The organism is Coriobacteriia bacterium (genome assembly GCA_013334745.1).
Taxonomy (GTDB): domain Bacteria; phylum Actinomycetota; class Coriobacteriia; order Anaerosomatales; family JAAXUF01; genus JAAXWY01.
The window spans coordinates 17,620-34,537 of the sequence record JAAXWY010000006.1 but is presented as its reverse complement, the minus strand read 5'-3'; the positions used below and the strand labels follow the sequence as shown (position 1 = coordinate 34,537).

Genomic DNA, 16,918 nt, shown 5'->3' with positions numbered 1-16,918 from the left:
ATGCGAGTCGATCTAGTTGGCGAACTTCTTCGCCAGGGCCTTGTACTTGGGCTCGGTCTCTTTCCACATGGCATACAGCGGAGCTGCGACGCCGATGGAGGAGTATGCACCGACGCCAAGGCCGATGGTGAGCGCAAGCGCGAAGTCCTTGAGTGTCGAACCTCCGAACAGGAGCATAACGACAACGGGAATCATCGAGGTCAACGTCGTGTTCAGCGAACGAACAAGCACCTCGTTGATCGACTCGTTGGCCATGCTCATGAACGACTGCTTCACGAGACCCTGCGAGTTCTCCTTGATGCGGTGGAAGACCACGATGGTGTCGTAAAGCGAGTAGCCAAGGATCGTGAGAAGTGCGGCCACGGTGTTCGGGGTGACCTCGCGGCCGACCAGCGCGTAGATGCCCAAGGTGATTAGGATGTCGTGAGCAAGCGCGACGATAGCCGTGATCGACATCTTGTACTCAAACCGAAGCGAGACATACAGCAGAATCGCAAGGATCGAGAGGCCAAGGGCCAGCATGGCGCTGTTGGTGATGTTCTTGCCCCAGCCCGGTCCGATCGTGGTCACCTGCAGCGTGTCCGCGGGCAGCCCGGTGGCCTTCGCAACCGCAATGGCGTCGGTATTGGACTCGATCGGGTCGGTGACGTCGGTGCGGATGATGAATCCACGGACGCCGTTGACGACACTCGTCTGGACATTGGCGTTCTGCACGCCGGCCTTCTTGAACGCGTCGCTCATCTGGGTCTCGGTGACGGCCTTTGCGTCTGCGACGATAACAACCGTACCGCCCTGGAACTCGATACCGAACTTCAAACCCTTGAACGCGAGTGCCCCGATCGAAACGATGATCAGCACGGCCGAGATGGCGAACATGATCTTGCGATTGCCCATGAAGTCGATGTTGAACCTAGCCATTCGAGACACCCCCCTTCTTGGACTCGGAGCTGCCAGCGGCAACTCCCTCCCTTGCAACGCCCCACAACGCAGGCGCCTTGGGAATGACGCTCTCGGCGAGAAGCATGATCATCGGGCGCTTGTACATGATCATCATCAGGATGTCGCAGCCGATACCAAGCATCAGTGTCAGCGCGAAGCCCTTGACCGGGCCGATGGCGACGAGGAAGAGAACGAGAGCCGACACGAAGGTGACGAGGTCGGCGTCGACGCTGGTGCCGATCGCGTGCTTCGTACCCGACTGCGCAGCCGAGCGGTAGGTGCGGCCCATGCGGACCTCTTCCTTGAACCGCTCGTTGATGAGGATCGAGCTGTCAGCTGCGAGGCCGATCGTGAGCACGACACCTGCGATGCCCGGCATCGACAGCGCGAACAGACCGAACCTCGAGAGCACAGCGAGAATCCCGAGGTAGATCGACGCGAACACGATGAGCGCGGTCACGGAGACGAAACCGAGTCCACGGTAGAAGACGATGAGATAGACAGCGACGATAGCCAAGCCGATGAGCACGGCCATGAGACCCTGTCGCAGCGACTCCTGCCCAAGCGTCGGACCGACGGTCCGCGTGTCCTGCGGTACCAGCTTGACCGGCAGCGCACCGGTCTGGAGCACCGCGGCGAGCGCCTTGGCCTCATCGGCGGTGAATGTGCCGCTGATCGCCGTCTGCCCGCCGGTGATGGGCTCGTTGACGACCGGCGCGGACTTCACGACACCGTCAAGAACGATGGCGATCTGCTTGCGCACGTTGGCGGTCGTGAAATCGGCCCACGTCTTGGTGCCCTCGGCATCCATGACCAGGTTGACCTCGATCTTGCCGGTGGTCGGATCCTGCCCGACGCTCGCGCTCTTGACGACCGAGCCGTTCATGATCGACTTGTACGTCCCCGGCTTGAGTTGGTAGCCGTCCGACGTCGTGGTGTCGGCGAGCGCGTTGACCGCCTCGGTGTCGGTGATCGAGGAGACGTCGACGAACTCCAACAGGCCCGTGGAGTTGATCATCTTGAGTGCTTCGTCGCGGTTCTTCAGGCCCGGCATCTGGACGAGGATCGAATCCTGTCCCTGACGCTGGATACTCGTCTCCGAGGCGCCGAGCTTGTCGACGCGGTTTCGGATGATGAGCTCAGCACGGTCCATGTCGTCATTCGTGAGCGACTGGCCGGGCTGCGGCTGCGCCGTGAGGATGACCGAGATGCCACCCTGGATGTCGAGCCCCTGCTTGATCTTCGTGCCCGGCGGCCAAAACATCAGCCACGATCCGATCACGAGGACCGCGATGATCGCGAGCAACAGGTAGTTGCGCTGCTTGGGATCCATTCTCCTACCTTCCTTGCCGTGCGGGTCGACTCCTCGTCAGGCTTCAGAGGAGCTTTGTGCCGTTTATCACCAGCGAGAACTCCGCGTCAAGAACGGTTGCTGCGCGACGGCACAGCTGCATCCTCTCGAGGAATATCTCGAAGTACTCCATCAGGCGTGTTTCGGTGGTGTCTATCTCGATTTCGAGAGTGAGCATACGCGACTCCGACTCGACGCGCAGGAAGCTGCGCTTCGAAGCGAAGTTCACGCGGTCGTGGATGTCGTAGGCGGCGGGGTCCGTGTTGCGCACGCGGGTGTGGTGTACGTCGGCCTTATCGGCCAGGACGACCGCCGCGGCCGCGAGGGTGGCCGGGTCCGAGGCGTCCTCTTCGTGATTGCCGACCGCGTTCATCACCATGGCGACATCCGCTGGAGCCATGCCGAGCCGCGTCAGCGCCCCGCGCGCGATGAACGCGGAGGAGAGCCAGTGCGAATCACGCGAGACGCAGTTGCCGATGTCGTGCATGAAGCCGGCGATCGCTGCGATCTCGGCGTCGTGATCGGAGTAGCCGAGCCGGTGCAGGATGTTGCTCGCGATGTGTGCGGTGAGGTTGGCGTGGCGCAAGCCGTGCTCCGTGTATCCGATCGCCCCGAGGTAGGTGTCGCCCATCTCGAGATACGCGAGCAGCTCGGGGTCGTTTTGCACGACCTCCAGAGTGACTCGGTACTCAGGCGCGATGGAAGGACCGGAAACGTCGGTCATCTACGCGTCGTCCTTGGAAGAACCATCGTCGAGCGACTTTGGGTTGGACTCCGAGGGCTCTTCGGCCGATTCGGCGTCAGTTTGCGCCTCGTCATCGGAGTCCGGCTCTGCATCCTCGGCCTCATCCACGTCATCTTCGGTCTCTGCGGGGATGACCGAACGCACAGCGGCCTTCGCGATCTCAAGCTCCGAGCCGTCGATGGTCGCGATACGAATGCGCTCCTCGCCCACCTCGAGCACCTCGCCGTAGATTCCGCCGATCGTGATGATCTCTTCGCCCTCGACGAGTTGCGAGAGCATCTGCGCCTGTGTCTTCGCTCGCTGCTGCTGCGGACGGATGATGAGGAACCAGAAGGCCGCGATGATGGCGACCGGGAAGATGAGCTGACTGAGCTGTTGGGGCATGTTCGTGACCTCTCGGACAGCGCCGCCCGGGACGGGCGACGGCAACCGCCCCATGATACCCGCACGCGGCGCGCGAATGAAGGGTGAATGGCCGAGAACCTGAAGAATGCTGACGGCATCTCGCCCCGCCGCCCACCGCTCGGTCTTAGTAGTCCGCTGCCCCGGGTGACGCCAGCCACTCGGACAGGAACGCGCCGTACCTATCTTCTTCGATCGCGACACGCGCCCGGGCCGTCAGATCGAGCAGAAAGTGCAGGTTATGGATCGAGAGCAGGATCGAACCGAGCATCTCCTTCGTGCTGACGAGGTGACGCAGGTACGCCCTGCTGTACTGGGTGCACGTCGCGCACGAACACTCGGGGTCGAGCGGACCGAAATCGCGTGCGTGCTTGGCGTTCTTCAGGTTCAGCCGCCCCTCCGAGGAAAACGCCGTCCCCATGCGAGCGGTCCGCGTTGGCAAGACGCAGTCGAACATGTCGACACCCTTGCCTATCGCCGCCAGGATGGTCGTCGGGTTGCCGACTCCCATGAGGTAGCGCGGCTTGTTCGGCGGCATGGCATCACAGACAGGGCCAAGGGAGTCGAGCATGAGCTCGTGGGGCTCGCCTACCGAGTAGCCCCCGATGCCGTACCCGGGCAAGTCGAGCTGCGCCAGCCGCTCGACGCTCTCGAGCCGCAGGTCCTCGAACACGCCGCCCTGTACGATGCCGAAAAGCGCCTGGTCCTCGCGCACGTGAGATGCCTTGCAGCGTGCGGCCCATTCGGCACTACGCCTGACCGCCGTCGCCACGAGGTCCTTCTCGGCGGGATACGGCGGGCACTGGTCGAGCTGCATGATGATGTCGGCGCCGAGGTCCTCCTGTACGCGCATGTTGTCCTCGGGCGTCCAGAAGTGCCACGTGCCGTCGACGATCGAGCGGAACTTCACACCCTCGTCGGTGAGCTTGAGCGTATCGGCGAGCGAGAAGATCTGAAACCCGCCGGAGTCGGTGAGGATCGGTCCACTCCAGTTCATGAACGAATGCAGTCCCCCGGCATCGCGCACGAGGTCGGATCCCGGCCGTAGAAACAGGTGGTAGGTATTGGCGAGCAGCACCTGCGCCCCGATGTCGGCTAGCTGAGGCGTGGTCACCCCCTTGACCGTCGCGCGAGTGCCCACGGGCATGAACAGCGGCGTCTCGATGACGCCGTGCGTGGTGCTAAAGCTGCCGCGCCGCGCCGATGTGGCGGTGTCGGTCGCGATGAGGGAGAACTCGAAGGGTGTCATGGGCGCGATTGTACCGAACCCGCAGCGCTCATGCGTTCGCGTTCGCTGCTAGACTTGAGGCGAACCACCTTCAGTTCCTGCGCGTCTTACTGCGGAGTGACATGACAGAGCGCGTGACAAGCGACGCGGCCCTACTCGAGGCTGCGGCTGATGGAGACCTCGATGCGTTCGAGGCGCTCGTCCGCGAGCACACCGCGACGGTGTACGCCCACGCTCTCAGGTTCTTCGGCGACAGAACGGTCGCTGAAGACGTCACGCAGGAGGTGTGGATCAAGGTGTACCGGTCGCTCGCGACCTTCGATGGCAGAGCACGGTTCTCAACGTGGCTGTACCGCATCACGCGGAACACATGCCTCGACACCGTGCGCGCCGGAAAACACCGCCCCGTCGCGGTCGAGCTCTTCGACACGGTGGCGACGCCGGGTGACCTCGCCGATGAGGTCGCACTTTCGTCCTCGGTGGAGGCCGCGATGGCGAATCTGCAGCTCGAAGACCGCGAGGCGTTCTCGGCTGTTGCGTTGTTCGGGTTGACCTACGTCGAAGCCGCGGAGCAACTCGGTGTCCCCGCGGGCACGGTGAAGTCGCGCGTGTTCAGAGCGCGCCGCGCACTCGCGCACGCACTCGGCATGACGGCAGGAGGTGCGTGATGGAGTGCATCGAGGCCCAGCAGATCCTCAGTGAAGCCGCAGACGGTGCGCCTGTCGACGCAGCGATCCTCGCAGCCGCCCGTCAGCACTGCTCGTCGTGCGCGGAGTGTGCGCGCTTCAGCGCCGCGATCGACGCCGTGGCGTCGGCACAGCTCCCCACGCCCGCAGACGATCTTCACGACCGCATCATGCAGGCGATTCGCGCGGAAGCGGCGCTTGCTGCAGCACCCACCACCGTCGCCACGCCGCCGGCTGACGCCGCAGACGACGAGGCTGCCGCCGCGCTCGCGGGCGCCACAGGCCGGCAGCGCCGCGACCGTCAGCGCGTACTCGCGTGGGTCGGCGCCGCCGCGGTACTGCTCGTCGTGGCCGGGGTATCGACCGGCCTCGGCGTCCTGAGGTTCGTCGGCGGTGGTGCGCGCACCGCCGCGCCCGCATCGAGTGAGATGGCGAAGGTGACAGCCGATGGCACGGCCGCCGACCTCAGCGCCGCTGGCTCCGCGGCGGCACCCGAGGCAGTGCCACCGAACGCGAATCCGGGCTCACCGAGTGCGCTCTATGCCGTGTGGAAGGACGCCGGGTATCAGCTCATCGGCGTGACCGATGTCGCACAAAGCGAGTTGACGACCGCAGGCACGTTGGCGATCAGCTTCTCGGCGGACCAAGACCCCGTATCGCGCACCGTCTACACGACAAAGGAAGCGGCGGTCTTCTTCGTCAGGGATGACGAGGGTGCGCTCCAGCGCTTCTCAGCGGTCACGCGTGTGTACAAGAACGTGCAGTACACACTGCGCAGCGCGCCGATCGAAAGCTTCTCCTCGTGGCCGACGCTCCCGGAAACGGTGCCGCACCCCGTGCCCGAGAACAACCCGGACGGCTCTCCCGTCTTCACGCTCGACGGGCAGGACGCGAACGGCACCAACGTGTATCACCGGCTTGGAGCCGACGAGCGCACGGGAATCGCGATCGCGCCCGGCACCGGTGGCGCCGACCCCTCAGCCGGCAACCCGAACTGGACCTGGTGGACGCCCTAGCGTGGCGTCTCAGAGAATAAGCATCGCGTCGCCGAAGGACAGGAATCGGTATCCCTGCGCCTTGGCAAGTTCGTAGGCGTCGAGCACCTGCCCTCGACCCGCAAACGAACTCACCATCATCAGCAGAGTGGATCGCGGCACGTGGTAGTTGGTGATCATCGCGTCGACCACCTCGAAGTGGTACCCCGGCAGCACATACAACGAGGTCGCACCCTCCGTCGCACGCACCTCCCCCGCCTCGGCGTCCCAAGCACTCTCAAGCGCGCGCACGCTCGTGGTGCCCACGGCGATGACGCGGCGGCCGTGCTGCTTGGCTTCGTTCACGACCTCTGCCGTGCGCCGGGGGACCCGGAAGTGCTCCGTGTGGATCTTGTGCTGCTCGGGATCGTCGACCGCAACGGGGCGAAACGTGTCGATCCCCACATCAAGCTCCACAGTCTCGACGCGTACGCCCGCACTGGCGATGCGCTCAAGCAGCTCGGGCGTGAAGTGAAGGCCAGCCGTGGGCGCGGCCGCGGAGCGCTCGTCGCGCGAAAACACCGTCTGGTACAACTCGGGATCGTCGACCGTGCGCGTGATGTAGGGCGGAAGCGGCACTTCCCCGATGCGGTGCACGATGTCGAGAAAGCTCTCGCCACCCGGCGCGATCGTGAACTGCACGAGGCGCCCTCCGGCCTCGTCGATGACTTCGACGACAAGGCCAGTCATCGCGCCGTCAGCGAAGACCATCTTCGCACCCGGCTTCAGCCTGCGACCCGGTTTCACCAGGCACTCCCACGCGTTGGTGTAGCGCTCTCTCAGCAGCAGCACCTCGACGGCACCACCCGTCTCGTCCTTGACGCCGCGCAGCCGAGCCGGAAGCACCCGTGTCTCGTTGACGACCAGCACGTCCCCCTCGACGAGGTACTCAGTGACATCCGAGAAGACGCGGTGGTCGATCTGCCCGCTCGCCCTGTGCAGCACGAGCAGCCGGCACGCGTCACGAGGCTGGGTGGGTTCCTGAGCGATCAGACCTGAGGGCAACTCGTAGTCGAAGTCGTCGGTGCGCACCAGCGGTCTCCTCGGCGAAGGGCGATCAGAATCGTGCCCGCAGTGTATCGCAGCAGGCGCGCAGTCGGCGCTGCTCGGACCTGCGCGTGCTAGTATCAGCACGCCATGCGAAGGGGATACTCAGCAGCCGACATGCACGTTCATACGACCGCCTCCGACGGCACTGCCACGCCGCGTGAGGTGCTTGAGTTCATCAGCACCGAGACGGACCTGTCCGTGGTCGCGATCTGCGACCACAACACCAACGAAGGTGGGCTTGAGGCCGCTGCCATCGCCCACGAGTACAGTGTCGAGGTCGTGGTGGGTCAGGAGGTCGAGAGCTCCCAGGGGCACATCCTCGGCCTGTGGACGCCTCAGCTCGTCGCGCCGGGTCGCTCCGCCGCCGAGACGGTCGCCGACATCCACGCCCAGGGCGGTATCGCGGTCGCTGCACACCCGTACGCGCCTCGCTGGTGGCACAAGCACGGGCTTTGCCGTGGTGAGACCGAGGTCTATGACGAGGTCGACTTCGATGGTGTCGAGGTCGCCAACTCCACCCCCCTGCTGCTCGCCGCCAACTTCCGCGCCCGTGCGTACTGGCGCGACAACAGATCGCGCCTTGCCGCCACAGGCGGAAGCGACGCACACATGTTGTCGGTGATCGGCACGAGTCGCACACTCTTCCCCGGCACGACGGCTGAGCATCTGCGAACCGCGATCGAGGCACGCACGACGATAGGCTACGGCCCCACGTTCAACCCGGCGCGGGTGCTGTTCTACGCGCGCAAGGTTCCCGAGATCAAAGAGCGCGACCGTGACCGCAAGGCGCGCGAGGCCGAGCGCGGGATTACCGACGCGTGCGCAGAATGCGCGGCATGTGCGCCCGATGGTGCGCCCACGCTCCCAGTCGACGAGTCCTAGGACTCGGTGTCGGAGGGGTTCTGCGCCGCGCGCTCCCGCGCGAGTGCCCTGCGAGACTCGCGACGACGCTCACGCTCGGCCGTTGCCTCGGCTTCGGAAAACACGCACCCACAGTAGTTCTGACGATACATGCCCTCGTCGCGTGAGCGCCGAGTGGCATCCGCGTAGCGGTCCCGAAAGTCACGATCCAGATACGCGATACCGGCCTCGGCGGCCACCGCGCGGCCCTCGGCCGCGATCGCTCGTGCATCCTGGTACGGGCTGACGGTCAGCGTCGTGGCGATCGCATCGAAGCCGTGCTCGGCACCATAACGTGCGGCCTCCCCCAGCCTGAGCCGATAGCATGCGCTGCAGCGATTCGGGCCCTCGTCGCGCAGGGGAGCTACGATGCGCGCCCACGACTCGGGATCGTACTCGAGCTCAACGACCTCCACGCCGAGCCGCTTCGCGTGTGCGGCGAGCGTGTCTCGGCGACGCTCGTACTCGTCGGCGGGATGGATGTTGGAGTTGGCAAAGACGATAGTGACGTGGTCGGCCTCCTCGGCGAGCGCTTCGAGCGGCTCGATGAGGCACGGCCCACAGCACGCGTGCAGGAGTAGCCGCGAAGGCCTGCTCGGAGTGTCCGGGTTCGATTCCATCGTCTGAGTGTAGCGTGGAATACGGAGCGCCGAGGCCTCAAACAGAAGGACGGCCCCAAGGGGACCGTCCTTCGGAGTGGCGTGTTGTCGCGACTAGAGCTTGCTGACGTTGCTCGCCTGCAGCTTGCCGTTCTGCCCGGTGGTGACGTCGAACGAGACTGCCTGACCCTCGTCGAGGGTCTTGAAGCCATCGCCCTGGATCTCGGAGAAGTGGACGAACAGGTCGTCGCCATCCTCACGCGAGATGAAGCCGTAGCCCTTGTCCGGGTTGAACCACTTGACGGTACCTTCAGCCATGCCTGACTCGCTTTCCTGCCCCCAGGGGCAAACTACCATGCGACCCGTCGACCCCTGTGACACCTGCCAAGCAGCTGCCCGCCGATAACGACGCGAGACCCGCCAGACCGCGCTTTCGGGCCTCCCTGACCCTTGCGTGCAAGTTTGCGATAACGGATTTGTGTTGTCCAACCCTTCGGCGGGCCGGATTCGTGCCCCACCGCCGCGGGCCGTCCGGCCACGCGGGTCCGGCGCGTTAGAATGGCTTTGGTCCGCTCGTAACCGAAAGGTCGTTGCTCGTGCGCCCCTGGATCAAGTTCACGCTTATCGGCATCGCGGTGCTCGCCATCGGCGCCGCACTGTGGTTCGCCGCATCGGCGCTGCTCGGACCGCGCACGACCCCACCCGGCAAGGGCAAGACCATCGCAGACGCCGTCTTCCTCGCCGTTGAGCCCAAGGTCGACGAAGTCACGACCGCAACGATCGGTCCCGCGAACAAGGGTGCTGCGGGTGGCTACGTTGAGGCGCGCATCATCTCGGCGACGGCCAAGAAGCCGGAATGGAAGATCGTGCCGGCCGATCCCGGCACCAAGCGGGCGGGGTCGAACCGCGTCGAGACGCAGGTATACGGCTCCAACGAGGCGCATCAGCGCTGGCTGGTCTTCAGCTTCTCGGACGGCAGCGCCCTGCGTATCGAGGAGTACGGAGCCGCCGAGGGTGGGCTACTCAACGCCTGGCGCGTGAAGTCGATCGAGGTCACGCGACCCTAGCACCACTGCGATGAAGCGATCTTGAAGCGCCCGCCACGTGAGCCTCAGGCGAGCCAGACCAGATAGGCGGCCGCGACGATGAGCGCCGCCCCTCCTATCTTCGAGAACACCCCCGCGGTGTTTGACATCGCTCTCATCAATGTCACGGAGCCCGACACCAGCCCAAGCAGGAGGAGCGGGACCCCCTTGCCGAGTCCGTAGACGAACAGCAGAAGTGCGCCCTGGACGACCGATCCCCGCGTCGCAGCAATGGTCGCAATCGCCGCGAGAATCGGAGTTGAACACGGCGAGGCGACAGCAGCGAAGAGGACGCCGAGCACGAAGGCACCGATGACGCCTCGGCTCTCAGGGCGCCGGAGGGGAAGATGGTGGTTGAGCCTGTCGAACGGAATCCGTATGAGACCGAGCATGTGCAGTCCGAGGAGCACGCACACGGCTGCCACCAGGTAGTACGCCCATGCGCCCACCAGAAGCGCCCGCCCGAGTATCGCTGCCGCAGCGCCGATACAAGCGAGCACCAGACTCATCCCGATGACGAACACAGCCGACAGACCCAATCCGCGAAGCCACGCCGGCCGAGACGTCACACCCGTGGAGTCACCCACCTGACCTGTGACATAGCCGAACACGGCCGGCAGCATCGGCAGTACGCAGGGGCCGAAACCGGCGACCACGCCCCCCAGGAACGCGACTCCGAGTACCGCAGCCGTTCCGAGTGACCCGGATGTGAGCTGTGATGCGAACGCTTCCACATTCACTGTGCGATGAGGCTCTCGATTCGAGTGCGCAGCTCTTCTTCAGACAGTGCACCTGTGAATGAATCAACCACGTCACCACCTGGCGCGATGAAGAACGACGTCGGGATGTACTGGAATTGGAACCTCGCGGCGAGCTGTCGCGCCGAGGCGTCATCACTGATCGCGTTCACGAAGACCACGCGATCGGCATACTCGGGGAGCAGGCCGTCGACCACGGCAGATATCTCGACACACGATGCGCAGGTGAGTGAGTGAAAGAGCAGGTAAACGGGCTTACCCGACTTGCGTGCAGCTTCATAGTCCGCAAGAGCGTCGTTGTGCGTGGTCGTCAGTTGCCCGGTGGCTACTTCCGACGCCGCGACGACACTCGTCATCTGCGCGCCGGGAGCCTTTGACTGCGACTTGGCGAATAGCACGCCTCCGAAGACGGCGGCGACGACGAGCACAGCAATCACCGGCACCGGGATAAGCTTCGGCCCGCCCGCTCCTTCGGACTTTGGTTCGTCTGTCACGTTCGCCTCCCCTACCGCAGAATCGCGTTGAATAGATAACCGATTGCGATGATACCGACCGCATTCACCCCGAAGTACACGGCAATGAGCTTGGGCTTCAACACCTTGCGCAGAATGATCGCCTCGGGAAGCGAAAGTCCCACCACCGCCATCATGAATGCGAGCGAAGTGCCGATCGAGACGCCCTTTTGGGTGAGCACTCCGATGAGCGGGACGACTCCGGCAGCATTGCTGTAGAGCGGAACGCCGACCACCACCGCGATCGGCACCGCAAACGGGTTGCTCGCACCCGCATAGCGCGCAAGGAAGTCGTCCGGGATGTAGCCGTGCATGACCGCGCCGACCGCGATGCCGCCCACGACGTAGGGCCAGACCTTGCCCACGATCTCACCCACGTAGGACACGGCGTACCGCAGCCGCTCGTTCCACGTCTGCTCGGGGAGTTCGCCGGCGTCGCCCATCCGGATCTCGTACACGTACTCCTCCACCCAGCTCTCGAGCCCCAACTTGCCGATGATGATGCCGCTCGTTATCGCGATGAAGAGCCCTGAGACGATGTAGAGCAGGGCTATCTTCCAACCGAACATCCCGCCGAGCAGGATGATCGCGACCTCGTTGATCATCGGGCTGGCGACCAGAAACGAGAACGTGACGCCCAACGGGACGCCGCTTTCCACGAATCCGATGAACAGCGGCACCGCGGAGCACGAGCAAAACGGCGTCACTATGCCAAGCAGCGCCGCGAGTACGTTGCCCCCGTAGAGGTTCGAATGCGAAAGCAACTTGCGCGTCTTCTCGGGGGGAAAGAACGACCGGATGATCGCAACGAAGAAGATGACGACGGCGAGCAGGATGAGGACCTTGGGCACGTCGAAGAGGAAGAAGTTCACGGACATGCCCAGCTTGCTGGCAGGCGACAGGCCTAACACCGTATAGGTCAGCCAGTCGGAGAGTAGTTGCAGCGGGTAGAACGGATCCATCAGGGGCCTCCGGTCGCGTTACGGACTAGCTGGCAGAGCGCTGAACAAGCCCCAGAATGTCCTCGTAGGAAGGAACGCGGCCGGCGACCTTCAGCTGCTCATCGATGACGAGCGCGGGCGTGGACATGACGCCGTATCCCATGATCTCGGCGATGTCGGTGACCTTGACGACCTCGGCGTCCAATCCCAGTTCCGCAACCGCCTTTACGGCCAAATCTTCGAGCTTGTGGCACGACGCGCATCCTGAACCCAGTACCTTGATGACCATTTCTGCCTCCTTGAGCGAACGATTACGTCGAACTTCTTCGAACTATATGACCAAAGAAGTGGGCCGACCGCGCGTCGGCCCCACCAACCTACTAAAGACGCTTCAGTTCCATCGCGGCCTCGTCGAGCACGTCACGTCGAAGCGTGTAGTACGTCCAAAGCCCATCCTTGCGAGCATCGACCAGGCCGGCCTTGCGCAGCACCGACATGTGGTGAGAGATGGTCGAAGGGGCCAGACCCAGCCGTTCCGTGAGCTTGCAGGCGCAGACCTCATCGGCCGCGCAACACGTCTTCCCTGCCTCCGGGCTCGCCTCGCTCAGCATCCTCAGGATCTTGCGACGATGTTCGGAGGCAAGCGCCTTGAACACCTCGTCCACCTCGACATGCGCCGCTTGCGAGACCATCTGCACCACTCCAACTAGTTCGAATATCTTCGAACAGTTAACCACGGTGCCCCAAGAACCGCAAGGAACCGACCGCGTGATGGACCGCGTCCAGTCATGGGCTTGCCTCTTCCGAAGCGGGCTGTTATCGTCCATCTACGATGAACGATGAATCCACGCATACACTCCTGAGCGCCGACCGCCTCGCCGAGATCGCCAAGGCGCTCTCGCACCCTGCGCGCATCGCGATCGTGCGCATGCTCGCGGAGCAGTCCGAATGCTCGGGCGCCGAGATCTTCTCGGGCATCCCGCTCGCCCAATCGACAATCTCCGAGCATCTGCGCGTCCTCAAGGAAGCCGGCATCGTGCACGCCACGCCGGTCGGAACGAGCATGGTCTACTGCGTGACCGTCGATCCGCTCGCGGAACTCGCTGCATCGCTCTCAGACATCGCAACATCCACCCCGTCGTGCTCCTCCCCCGCCGAGAAGAACGGAACCTGCCGATGAGCCCGTCCGTCTCCAAGAAGCTGTCGTTTCTCGACCGCTACCTCACGCTGTGGATCTTCCTCGCGATGGGACTGGGAGTCGGCGCAGGTGCGCTGATTCCCGCGATCCCCGGGTTCATCGGCGGCATGACCGTTGGTGGTTCGACCACGAACATCCCCATCGCCATCGGACTCATCGCGATGATGTACCCGGCGCTCGCGAAGGTCCGGTACGAGGAACTGCCCGCGGCAATGCGCGACAAGAAGGCGTTGTCGCTTGCGATGCTGATGAACTGGATCGTCGCGCCGACTGTGATGTTCCTGCTCGCGGTGGGTGCGGCGAAGATCTTCCCCGAGTACTACAACTACATGGTCGGGCTGATCATCATCGGCATCGCCCCGTGTATCGCGATGGTCATCGTGTGGAACGGCCTAGCCGATGGCGACACAGAGTTCGCTGCCGGCCTCGTTGCGATCAACTCGGTGATGCAGATCCTGTTCTTCGGGCTGTACGCGTGGGTGTTCGTGACCGTGCTGCCGCCGCTGTTCGGTGTTCCGGGCAGCATCGTCGACATCTCCGTGGGACAGATCGCGGTCACCGTGCTCATCTACCTCGGCGTCCCGTTCTTCGCGGGCATCGCGTCGCGCTTCGGGCTCATCGCACTGAAGGGCAAGGCCTGGTACGAGACGGTCTTCGTGCCGCGCGTGGGACCGGTCACGCTGGTGGCGCTACTGCTCACGATCTTCGCGATGTTCTCGCTCAAGGGCGACGTGATCGTGCAGCTGCCGTTCGACGTGCTCAAGGTCGCGGCACCCATGCTCGCGTACTTCGCGATCATGTTCTTCGTGACGTTCTTCATCGCCAAGGCGATCGGCCTGCGCTACGCCAAAACCACCACACTCGCCTTCACGGCCGGCTCGAACAACTTCGAGCTCGCCATCGCGGTGTGCGTCGCCGTCTTCGGGCTGGAGAGCCAGCAGGCGTTCGCAGCGGTCATCGGTCCGCTCGTCGAGGTGCCCGTGCTCATCGGCTTGGTGAACGTCGCACTCGCCTTCCGCACGAAGTACTTCGCCGACGAGCCGGCACCCACCGGGGTCGACCTGCTCGAAATGGCTGATGAGGTCGAAGGCGAGTGTCTCGCAAGCCAGATGCTGCGCGAGTCGACGGAGGGCTGATCCATGCGCCGATTCGCGCTGTACAGCGACATCCACGGTAACTCGGTCGCCCTCGATGCGGTGCTTGCCGACATCGATCAGACCGGCCTGACAGAGCGCTACTGCCTCGGCGACCTCGTGGGCTACGGCCCGGACTCACCCGGGGTCATCGCCCGAGTGCAGGCGACCGGCGACCCGGTCATCCGCGGCAACTACGACGACGGCGTGGGCAAGCGCGCGGGCAGCTGCGGCTGCTACTACGGGACACCCGAGGCGAAGTCCGATGGCGAGGCGAGCTACGCGTTCACCGATGCGGCGCTCACCGACGACGAGCACGCCTACATCGCAGGCCTGCGCGATGAGATCCGCTTCGAGGCCGAGGGCGTGCGGGTGCTACTCGTCCACGGTTCTCCTCGGCGGATCAACGAGTACCTGCTGCTCGACAGGCCGGAGGCGCATCTCGCACGACTTGCCGAGGAGGCCGACGCCGACCTCGTCTGCTTCGGGCACATCCACATCCCCTACCACCGCACGGTCCGCGGCGAGTCGGGACGCATCGCGCACTTCATCAGCGACGGCAGTGTGGGCAAGCCCAAGGACGGCGACCCGCGCGCGTGCTGGGCCGAGATCGTGATCGGCACCGCCGATGAGGTCGACGCTGCGGCACCGAACGACACCTCCGCCGAGTGCGCGGGCGGCGCGTGGGTGGCCGCGCGGTTCCATCGCGTCGAGTACGACGTGGCCGCTGTCGCCACGGCGGTTCGCGCGGCGGGGCTGCCCGATCGACTCGCCGAGGCGTTGCTCGAAGCCTAGGGCAGTGCCGCCTGCTGCTTCTCGTGTTTGGCGTCGCACAGGCGCCGATCGCTGAGGCTCATCAGCGCATCAACCGTGGGCTCCACCTCGGCGAGCGCGGTGACTCCGGCGCAGAACGACAGAGTCAGCTCGACGTCACTCACGCGTAACGGTGCGGCGGCGAGCAGCTCCTGAAGCCTGCCGACGAGCTGCTGCGCTCCGACAAGATCGGTCTCGGGCATCAGAACCACGAACTCATCACCGCCGAGTCTGGCGACGAGGTCGCCCTCCCTGACGTGCGTCGTCAGCACGTCTGCGGTGTTCCGCAGCGCTTTATCGCCGACCTTGTGACCATAGGTGTCGTTTATCTGCTTGAGGTGGTCCATATCGGCCATGGCTATCGCCATTTGGTGGCCATGCCGCACGCTGCGAGCCAGTTCGTTCTCGGCGACCCGAAGGAACTCTCGACGGTTCGCGATTCCGGTGAGGTCATCCGTTCTCGCCAAGCGGGTCATTTCGGCCTGAAGCTGCCGTAGCTCCGTCACGTTTCTGAAGTAGCCGATCACCCCGATCGGCACGCCCTGATCGTTGATATAGGGCACGTAGGTGCCGTCGAAGTACTCCATGCTGCCCTCCAGATTCGGCAGCTCAAGGTCGACTTTGAGTGTCTCTCCCGTGGCCAGCACCTGGCTCTTCAGTGCCGTGAGCCCGGCGGCCGAATCCGCATCGAGGATGTCCTCGTCCCGGAACCCGATCATCTGGTCTTGAGTGAGGCCGAGCTGCGGATTCACCACCGCGGTGTAACGGAGGTCGGCGTCTTGGACCACCACATGATCCGGCGTGTTCGCCGCCACGGCACGGTCGCGCGCCTCGGTCTCGCTCAGACGCGTGTGGGCCCGACCGAGCTCATCGGCCGTCTCGGCCAGCATCATGTTCGTCTTGCCGACTTCGGCCAGCATCTGAGCAAGCGTCGCGTAGAAACGCATGAGCCGATCGACCGTCGGCCTCGAGAAACGCGGGATGGCCTGCACCGCCGCAAGATACGACGCCCGATCGAAGTCGTAGAGCTCAGCCTGCTTCTCGAAGAAGTTGAAGTCGATCTCTTCGTCGTCGTACACGAACTGCCCGACGAAGATGTTGGCTACGTGATCGTCGCCGAGGTAGAGCGGGGTGACGATATCTCTCATGCCGTTCTCGCACTTGTAGGAGCGGCACTCTCCCTTGGGCACTCCTTGAGTCAGGACCAGGTCGCTCTCAAGGCAGCGTGCCCGAGTCGCCGGGTGTACCCGATGGAACTTCGTACACACGTCCTGCCAACCGGTTCCCACCAAGACCTCACCGTTGAGATCGATCAGGCCAATGGGTAGTGAGGTGAGCGCGTAGAAGTCGTCCATGAGCGTCTGGACTTCCCGCGAATCGATGCAGTCGGCGAGCGAGACGGACTCGCGGGCGGCAGTTTGCCCCGCCGATGCCCTCCGGCCGTCCATCATGCCACCCCCCTTATTGCCTCCATATCGTTCATTTCCGCCCAAACTGCGGTTCTAACCTGCGCCGTGACCGGCGACACGGCCGCGCACCAGAGC

At 64.3% G+C, this 16,918-nt stretch carries 21 protein-coding genes; 7 read left to right on the top strand and 14 right to left on the bottom strand.

Annotated elements, in window-relative coordinates; translation table 11 throughout:
• Positions 1-12: 12 nt before the first annotated feature.
• The 5 genes from secF to tgt form a co-directional block, all read right to left on the bottom strand.
• On the bottom strand, positions 13-918 hold the full coding sequence (secF, locus tag HGB10_03135; protein NTU70800.1) for a protein translocase subunit SecF: 906 nt from the start codon (positions 916-918) through the stop codon (positions 13-15).
• Positions 911-2,272 (bottom strand): protein translocase subunit SecD, encoded by a 1,362-nt coding sequence (gene secD, locus HGB10_03130; protein NTU70799.1) that lies wholly within the window; start codon positions 2,270-2,272, stop codon positions 911-913. The genes secF and secD overlap by 8 nt, the downstream gene beginning before the upstream one ends.
• A gap of 43 nt (positions 2,273-2,315) precedes the next feature.
• Positions 2,316-3,014 carry an HD domain-containing protein gene (locus tag HGB10_03125; GenBank protein ID NTU70798.1) on the bottom strand — a complete coding sequence of 233 codons (699 nt, stop codon included), beginning with the start codon at positions 3,012-3,014 and terminating at the stop codon, positions 2,316-2,318.
• Positions 3,015-3,419 (bottom strand): preprotein translocase subunit YajC, encoded by a 405-nt coding sequence (gene yajC, locus HGB10_03120; protein NTU70797.1) that lies wholly within the window; start codon positions 3,417-3,419, stop codon positions 3,015-3,017.
• A 145-nt stretch (positions 3,420-3,564) separates the two neighbouring features.
• Complete coding sequence (gene tgt / locus HGB10_03115; protein NTU70796.1) at positions 3,565-4,686, bottom strand: tRNA guanosine(34) transglycosylase Tgt; 1,122 nt, start codon at positions 4,684-4,686, stop codon at positions 3,565-3,567.
• Between the two features lie 101 nt (positions 4,687-4,787).
• Between tgt and HGB10_03110 the strand changes: the two genes are divergently transcribed.
• Together HGB10_03110 and HGB10_03105 are read left to right on the top strand one after the other, a co-directional pair.
• Positions 4,788-5,333: a sigma-70 family RNA polymerase sigma factor gene (locus HGB10_03110; protein NTU70795.1), complete on the top strand. Its 546-nt coding sequence runs from the start codon at positions 4,788-4,790 to the stop codon at positions 5,331-5,333.
• On the top strand, positions 5,333-6,367 hold the full coding sequence (locus tag HGB10_03105; protein NTU70794.1) for a hypothetical protein: 1,035 nt from the start codon (positions 5,333-5,335) through the stop codon (positions 6,365-6,367). Before HGB10_03110 ends, HGB10_03105 begins: the two co-directional genes overlap by 1 nt.
• A 9-nt stretch (positions 6,368-6,376) precedes the next feature.
• Here HGB10_03105 and queA read toward each other — a convergent pair whose 3' ends face one another.
• Positions 6,377-7,417, bottom strand: a complete 1,041-nt coding sequence (gene queA / locus HGB10_03100; protein ID NTU70793.1) for a tRNA preQ1(34) S-adenosylmethionine ribosyltransferase-isomerase QueA — start codon at positions 7,415-7,417, stop codon at positions 6,377-6,379.
• Positions 7,418-7,549: 132 nt separating this feature from the next.
• On the opposite strand from queA, the gene HGB10_03095 reads away from it, so the two are divergent.
• A complete protein-coding gene (locus HGB10_03095; GenBank protein ID NTU70792.1) occupies positions 7,550-8,317 on the top strand; it encodes a phosphotransferase in 768 nt (255 codons plus the stop codon).
• On the opposite strand, the gene HGB10_03090 is transcribed toward HGB10_03095, so the two are convergent.
• The gene (locus HGB10_03090) at positions 8,314-8,955 is read right to left on the bottom strand and encodes an epoxyqueuosine reductase QueH (GenBank protein NTU70791.1); all 642 of its coding nucleotides are present in this window, start codon (positions 8,953-8,955) and stop codon (positions 8,314-8,316) included. The genes HGB10_03095 and HGB10_03090 overlap by 4 nt on opposite strands.
• A 93-nt stretch (positions 8,956-9,048) precedes the next feature.
• Positions 9,049-9,252 (bottom strand): cold-shock protein, encoded by a 204-nt coding sequence (locus tag HGB10_03085; GenBank protein NTU70790.1) that lies wholly within the window; start codon positions 9,250-9,252, stop codon positions 9,049-9,051.
• Positions 9,253-9,530: 278 nt separating this feature from the next.
• Here HGB10_03085 and HGB10_03080 point away from each other — a divergent pair, with 278 nt between their 5' ends.
• Complete coding sequence (locus HGB10_03080) at positions 9,531-10,001, top strand: hypothetical protein (GenBank protein NTU70789.1); 471 nt, start codon at positions 9,531-9,533, stop codon at positions 9,999-10,001.
• 44 nt (positions 10,002-10,045) lie between these two features.
• Here the strand turns inward: HGB10_03080 and HGB10_03075 are convergent, their stop codons facing one another.
• The 5 genes from HGB10_03075 to HGB10_03055 form a co-directional block, all read right to left on the bottom strand.
• A complete protein-coding gene (locus HGB10_03075) occupies positions 10,046-10,753 on the bottom strand; it encodes a hypothetical protein (protein ID NTU70788.1) in 708 nt (235 codons plus the stop codon).
• Between the two features lie 2 nt (positions 10,754-10,755).
• On the bottom strand, positions 10,756-11,271 hold the full coding sequence (locus HGB10_03070) for a thioredoxin family protein (GenBank protein ID NTU70787.1): 516 nt from the start codon (positions 11,269-11,271) through the stop codon (positions 10,756-10,758).
• A gap of 11 nt (positions 11,272-11,282) precedes the next feature.
• Positions 11,283-12,251, bottom strand: coding sequence for a permease (locus HGB10_03065; protein NTU70786.1), 969 nt, complete (start codon positions 12,249-12,251; stop codon positions 11,283-11,285).
• Positions 12,252-12,276: 25 nt separating this feature from the next.
• Entirely contained in the window at positions 12,277-12,519 is a 243-nt protein-coding gene (locus tag HGB10_03060; GenBank protein ID NTU70785.1) for a thioredoxin family protein, read from the bottom strand.
• Positions 12,520-12,610: 91 nt separating this feature from the next.
• Positions 12,611-12,922 (bottom strand): winged helix-turn-helix transcriptional regulator, encoded by a 312-nt coding sequence (locus tag HGB10_03055; GenBank protein NTU70784.1) that lies wholly within the window; start codon positions 12,920-12,922, stop codon positions 12,611-12,613.
• 140 nt (positions 12,923-13,062) lie between these two features.
• On the opposite strand from HGB10_03055, the gene HGB10_03050 reads away from it, so the two are divergent.
• From HGB10_03050 to HGB10_03040, 3 genes are read left to right on the top strand one after another with little or no spacing between them, the layout of a single operon-like run.
• A complete protein-coding gene (locus HGB10_03050; protein ID NTU70783.1) occupies positions 13,063-13,410 on the top strand; it encodes a helix-turn-helix transcriptional regulator in 348 nt (115 codons plus the stop codon).
• Positions 13,407-14,564 (top strand): ACR3 family arsenite efflux transporter, encoded by a 1,158-nt coding sequence (gene arsB, locus HGB10_03045; protein ID NTU70782.1) that lies wholly within the window; start codon positions 13,407-13,409, stop codon positions 14,562-14,564. The genes HGB10_03050 and arsB overlap by 4 nt, the downstream gene beginning before the upstream one ends.
• Before the next feature lie 3 nt (positions 14,565-14,567).
• The gene (locus HGB10_03040) at positions 14,568-15,356 is read left to right on the top strand and encodes a metallophosphoesterase family protein (GenBank protein NTU70781.1); all 789 of its coding nucleotides are present in this window, start codon (positions 14,568-14,570) and stop codon (positions 15,354-15,356) included.
• Here HGB10_03040 and HGB10_03035 read toward each other — a convergent pair.
• Positions 15,353-16,825, bottom strand: a complete 1,473-nt coding sequence (locus HGB10_03035; protein NTU70780.1) for a diguanylate cyclase — start codon at positions 16,823-16,825, stop codon at positions 15,353-15,355. The genes HGB10_03040 and HGB10_03035 overlap by 4 nt on opposite strands.
• Positions 16,826-16,918: the final 93 nt, after the last annotated feature.

Coding starts and splice junctions, on each gene's coding strand:
- HGB10_03105 (NTU70794.1), top strand. CDS start 5,333: ATGGAGTGCATCGAGGCCCAGCAGATCCTCAGTGAAGCCGCAGACGGT.
- HGB10_03065 (NTU70786.1), bottom strand. CDS start 12,251: ATGGATCCGTTCTACCCGCTGCAACTACTCTCCGACTGGCTGACCTAT.
- HGB10_03095 (NTU70792.1), top strand. CDS start 7,550: ATGCACGTTCATACGACCGCCTCCGACGGCACTGCCACGCCGCGTGAG.
- HGB10_03085 (NTU70790.1), bottom strand. CDS start 9,252: ATGGCTGAAGGTACCGTCAAGTGGTTCAACCCGGACAAGGGCTACGGC.
- secF (NTU70800.1), bottom strand. CDS start 918: ATGGCTAGGTTCAACATCGACTTCATGGGCAATCGCAAGATCATGTTC.
- HGB10_03035 (NTU70780.1), bottom strand. CDS start 16,825: ATGATGGACGGCCGGAGGGCATCGGCGGGGCAAACTGCCGCCCGCGAG.
- HGB10_03050 (NTU70783.1), top strand. CDS start 13,063: ATGAACGATGAATCCACGCATACACTCCTGAGCGCCGACCGCCTCGCC.
- yajC (NTU70797.1), bottom strand. CDS start 3,419: ATGCCCCAACAGCTCAGTCAGCTCATCTTCCCGGTCGCCATCATCGCG.
- HGB10_03090 (NTU70791.1), bottom strand. CDS start 8,955: ATGGAATCGAACCCGGACACTCCGAGCAGGCCTTCGCGGCTACTCCTG.
- arsB (NTU70782.1), top strand. CDS start 13,407: ATGAGCCCGTCCGTCTCCAAGAAGCTGTCGTTTCTCGACCGCTACCTC.
- HGB10_03110 (NTU70795.1), top strand. CDS start 4,788: ATGACAGAGCGCGTGACAAGCGACGCGGCCCTACTCGAGGCTGCGGCT.
- HGB10_03055 (NTU70784.1), bottom strand. CDS start 12,922: ATGGTCTCGCAAGCGGCGCATGTCGAGGTGGACGAGGTGTTCAAGGCG.
- secD (NTU70799.1), bottom strand. CDS start 2,272: ATGGATCCCAAGCAGCGCAACTACCTGTTGCTCGCGATCATCGCGGTC.
- HGB10_03125 (NTU70798.1), bottom strand. CDS start 3,014: ATGACCGACGTTTCCGGTCCTTCCATCGCGCCTGAGTACCGAGTCACT.
- HGB10_03060 (NTU70785.1), bottom strand. CDS start 12,519: ATGGTCATCAAGGTACTGGGTTCAGGATGCGCGTCGTGCCACAAGCTC.
- HGB10_03040 (NTU70781.1), top strand. CDS start 14,568: ATGCGCCGATTCGCGCTGTACAGCGACATCCACGGTAACTCGGTCGCC.
- tgt (NTU70796.1), bottom strand. CDS start 4,686: ATGACACCCTTCGAGTTCTCCCTCATCGCGACCGACACCGCCACATCG.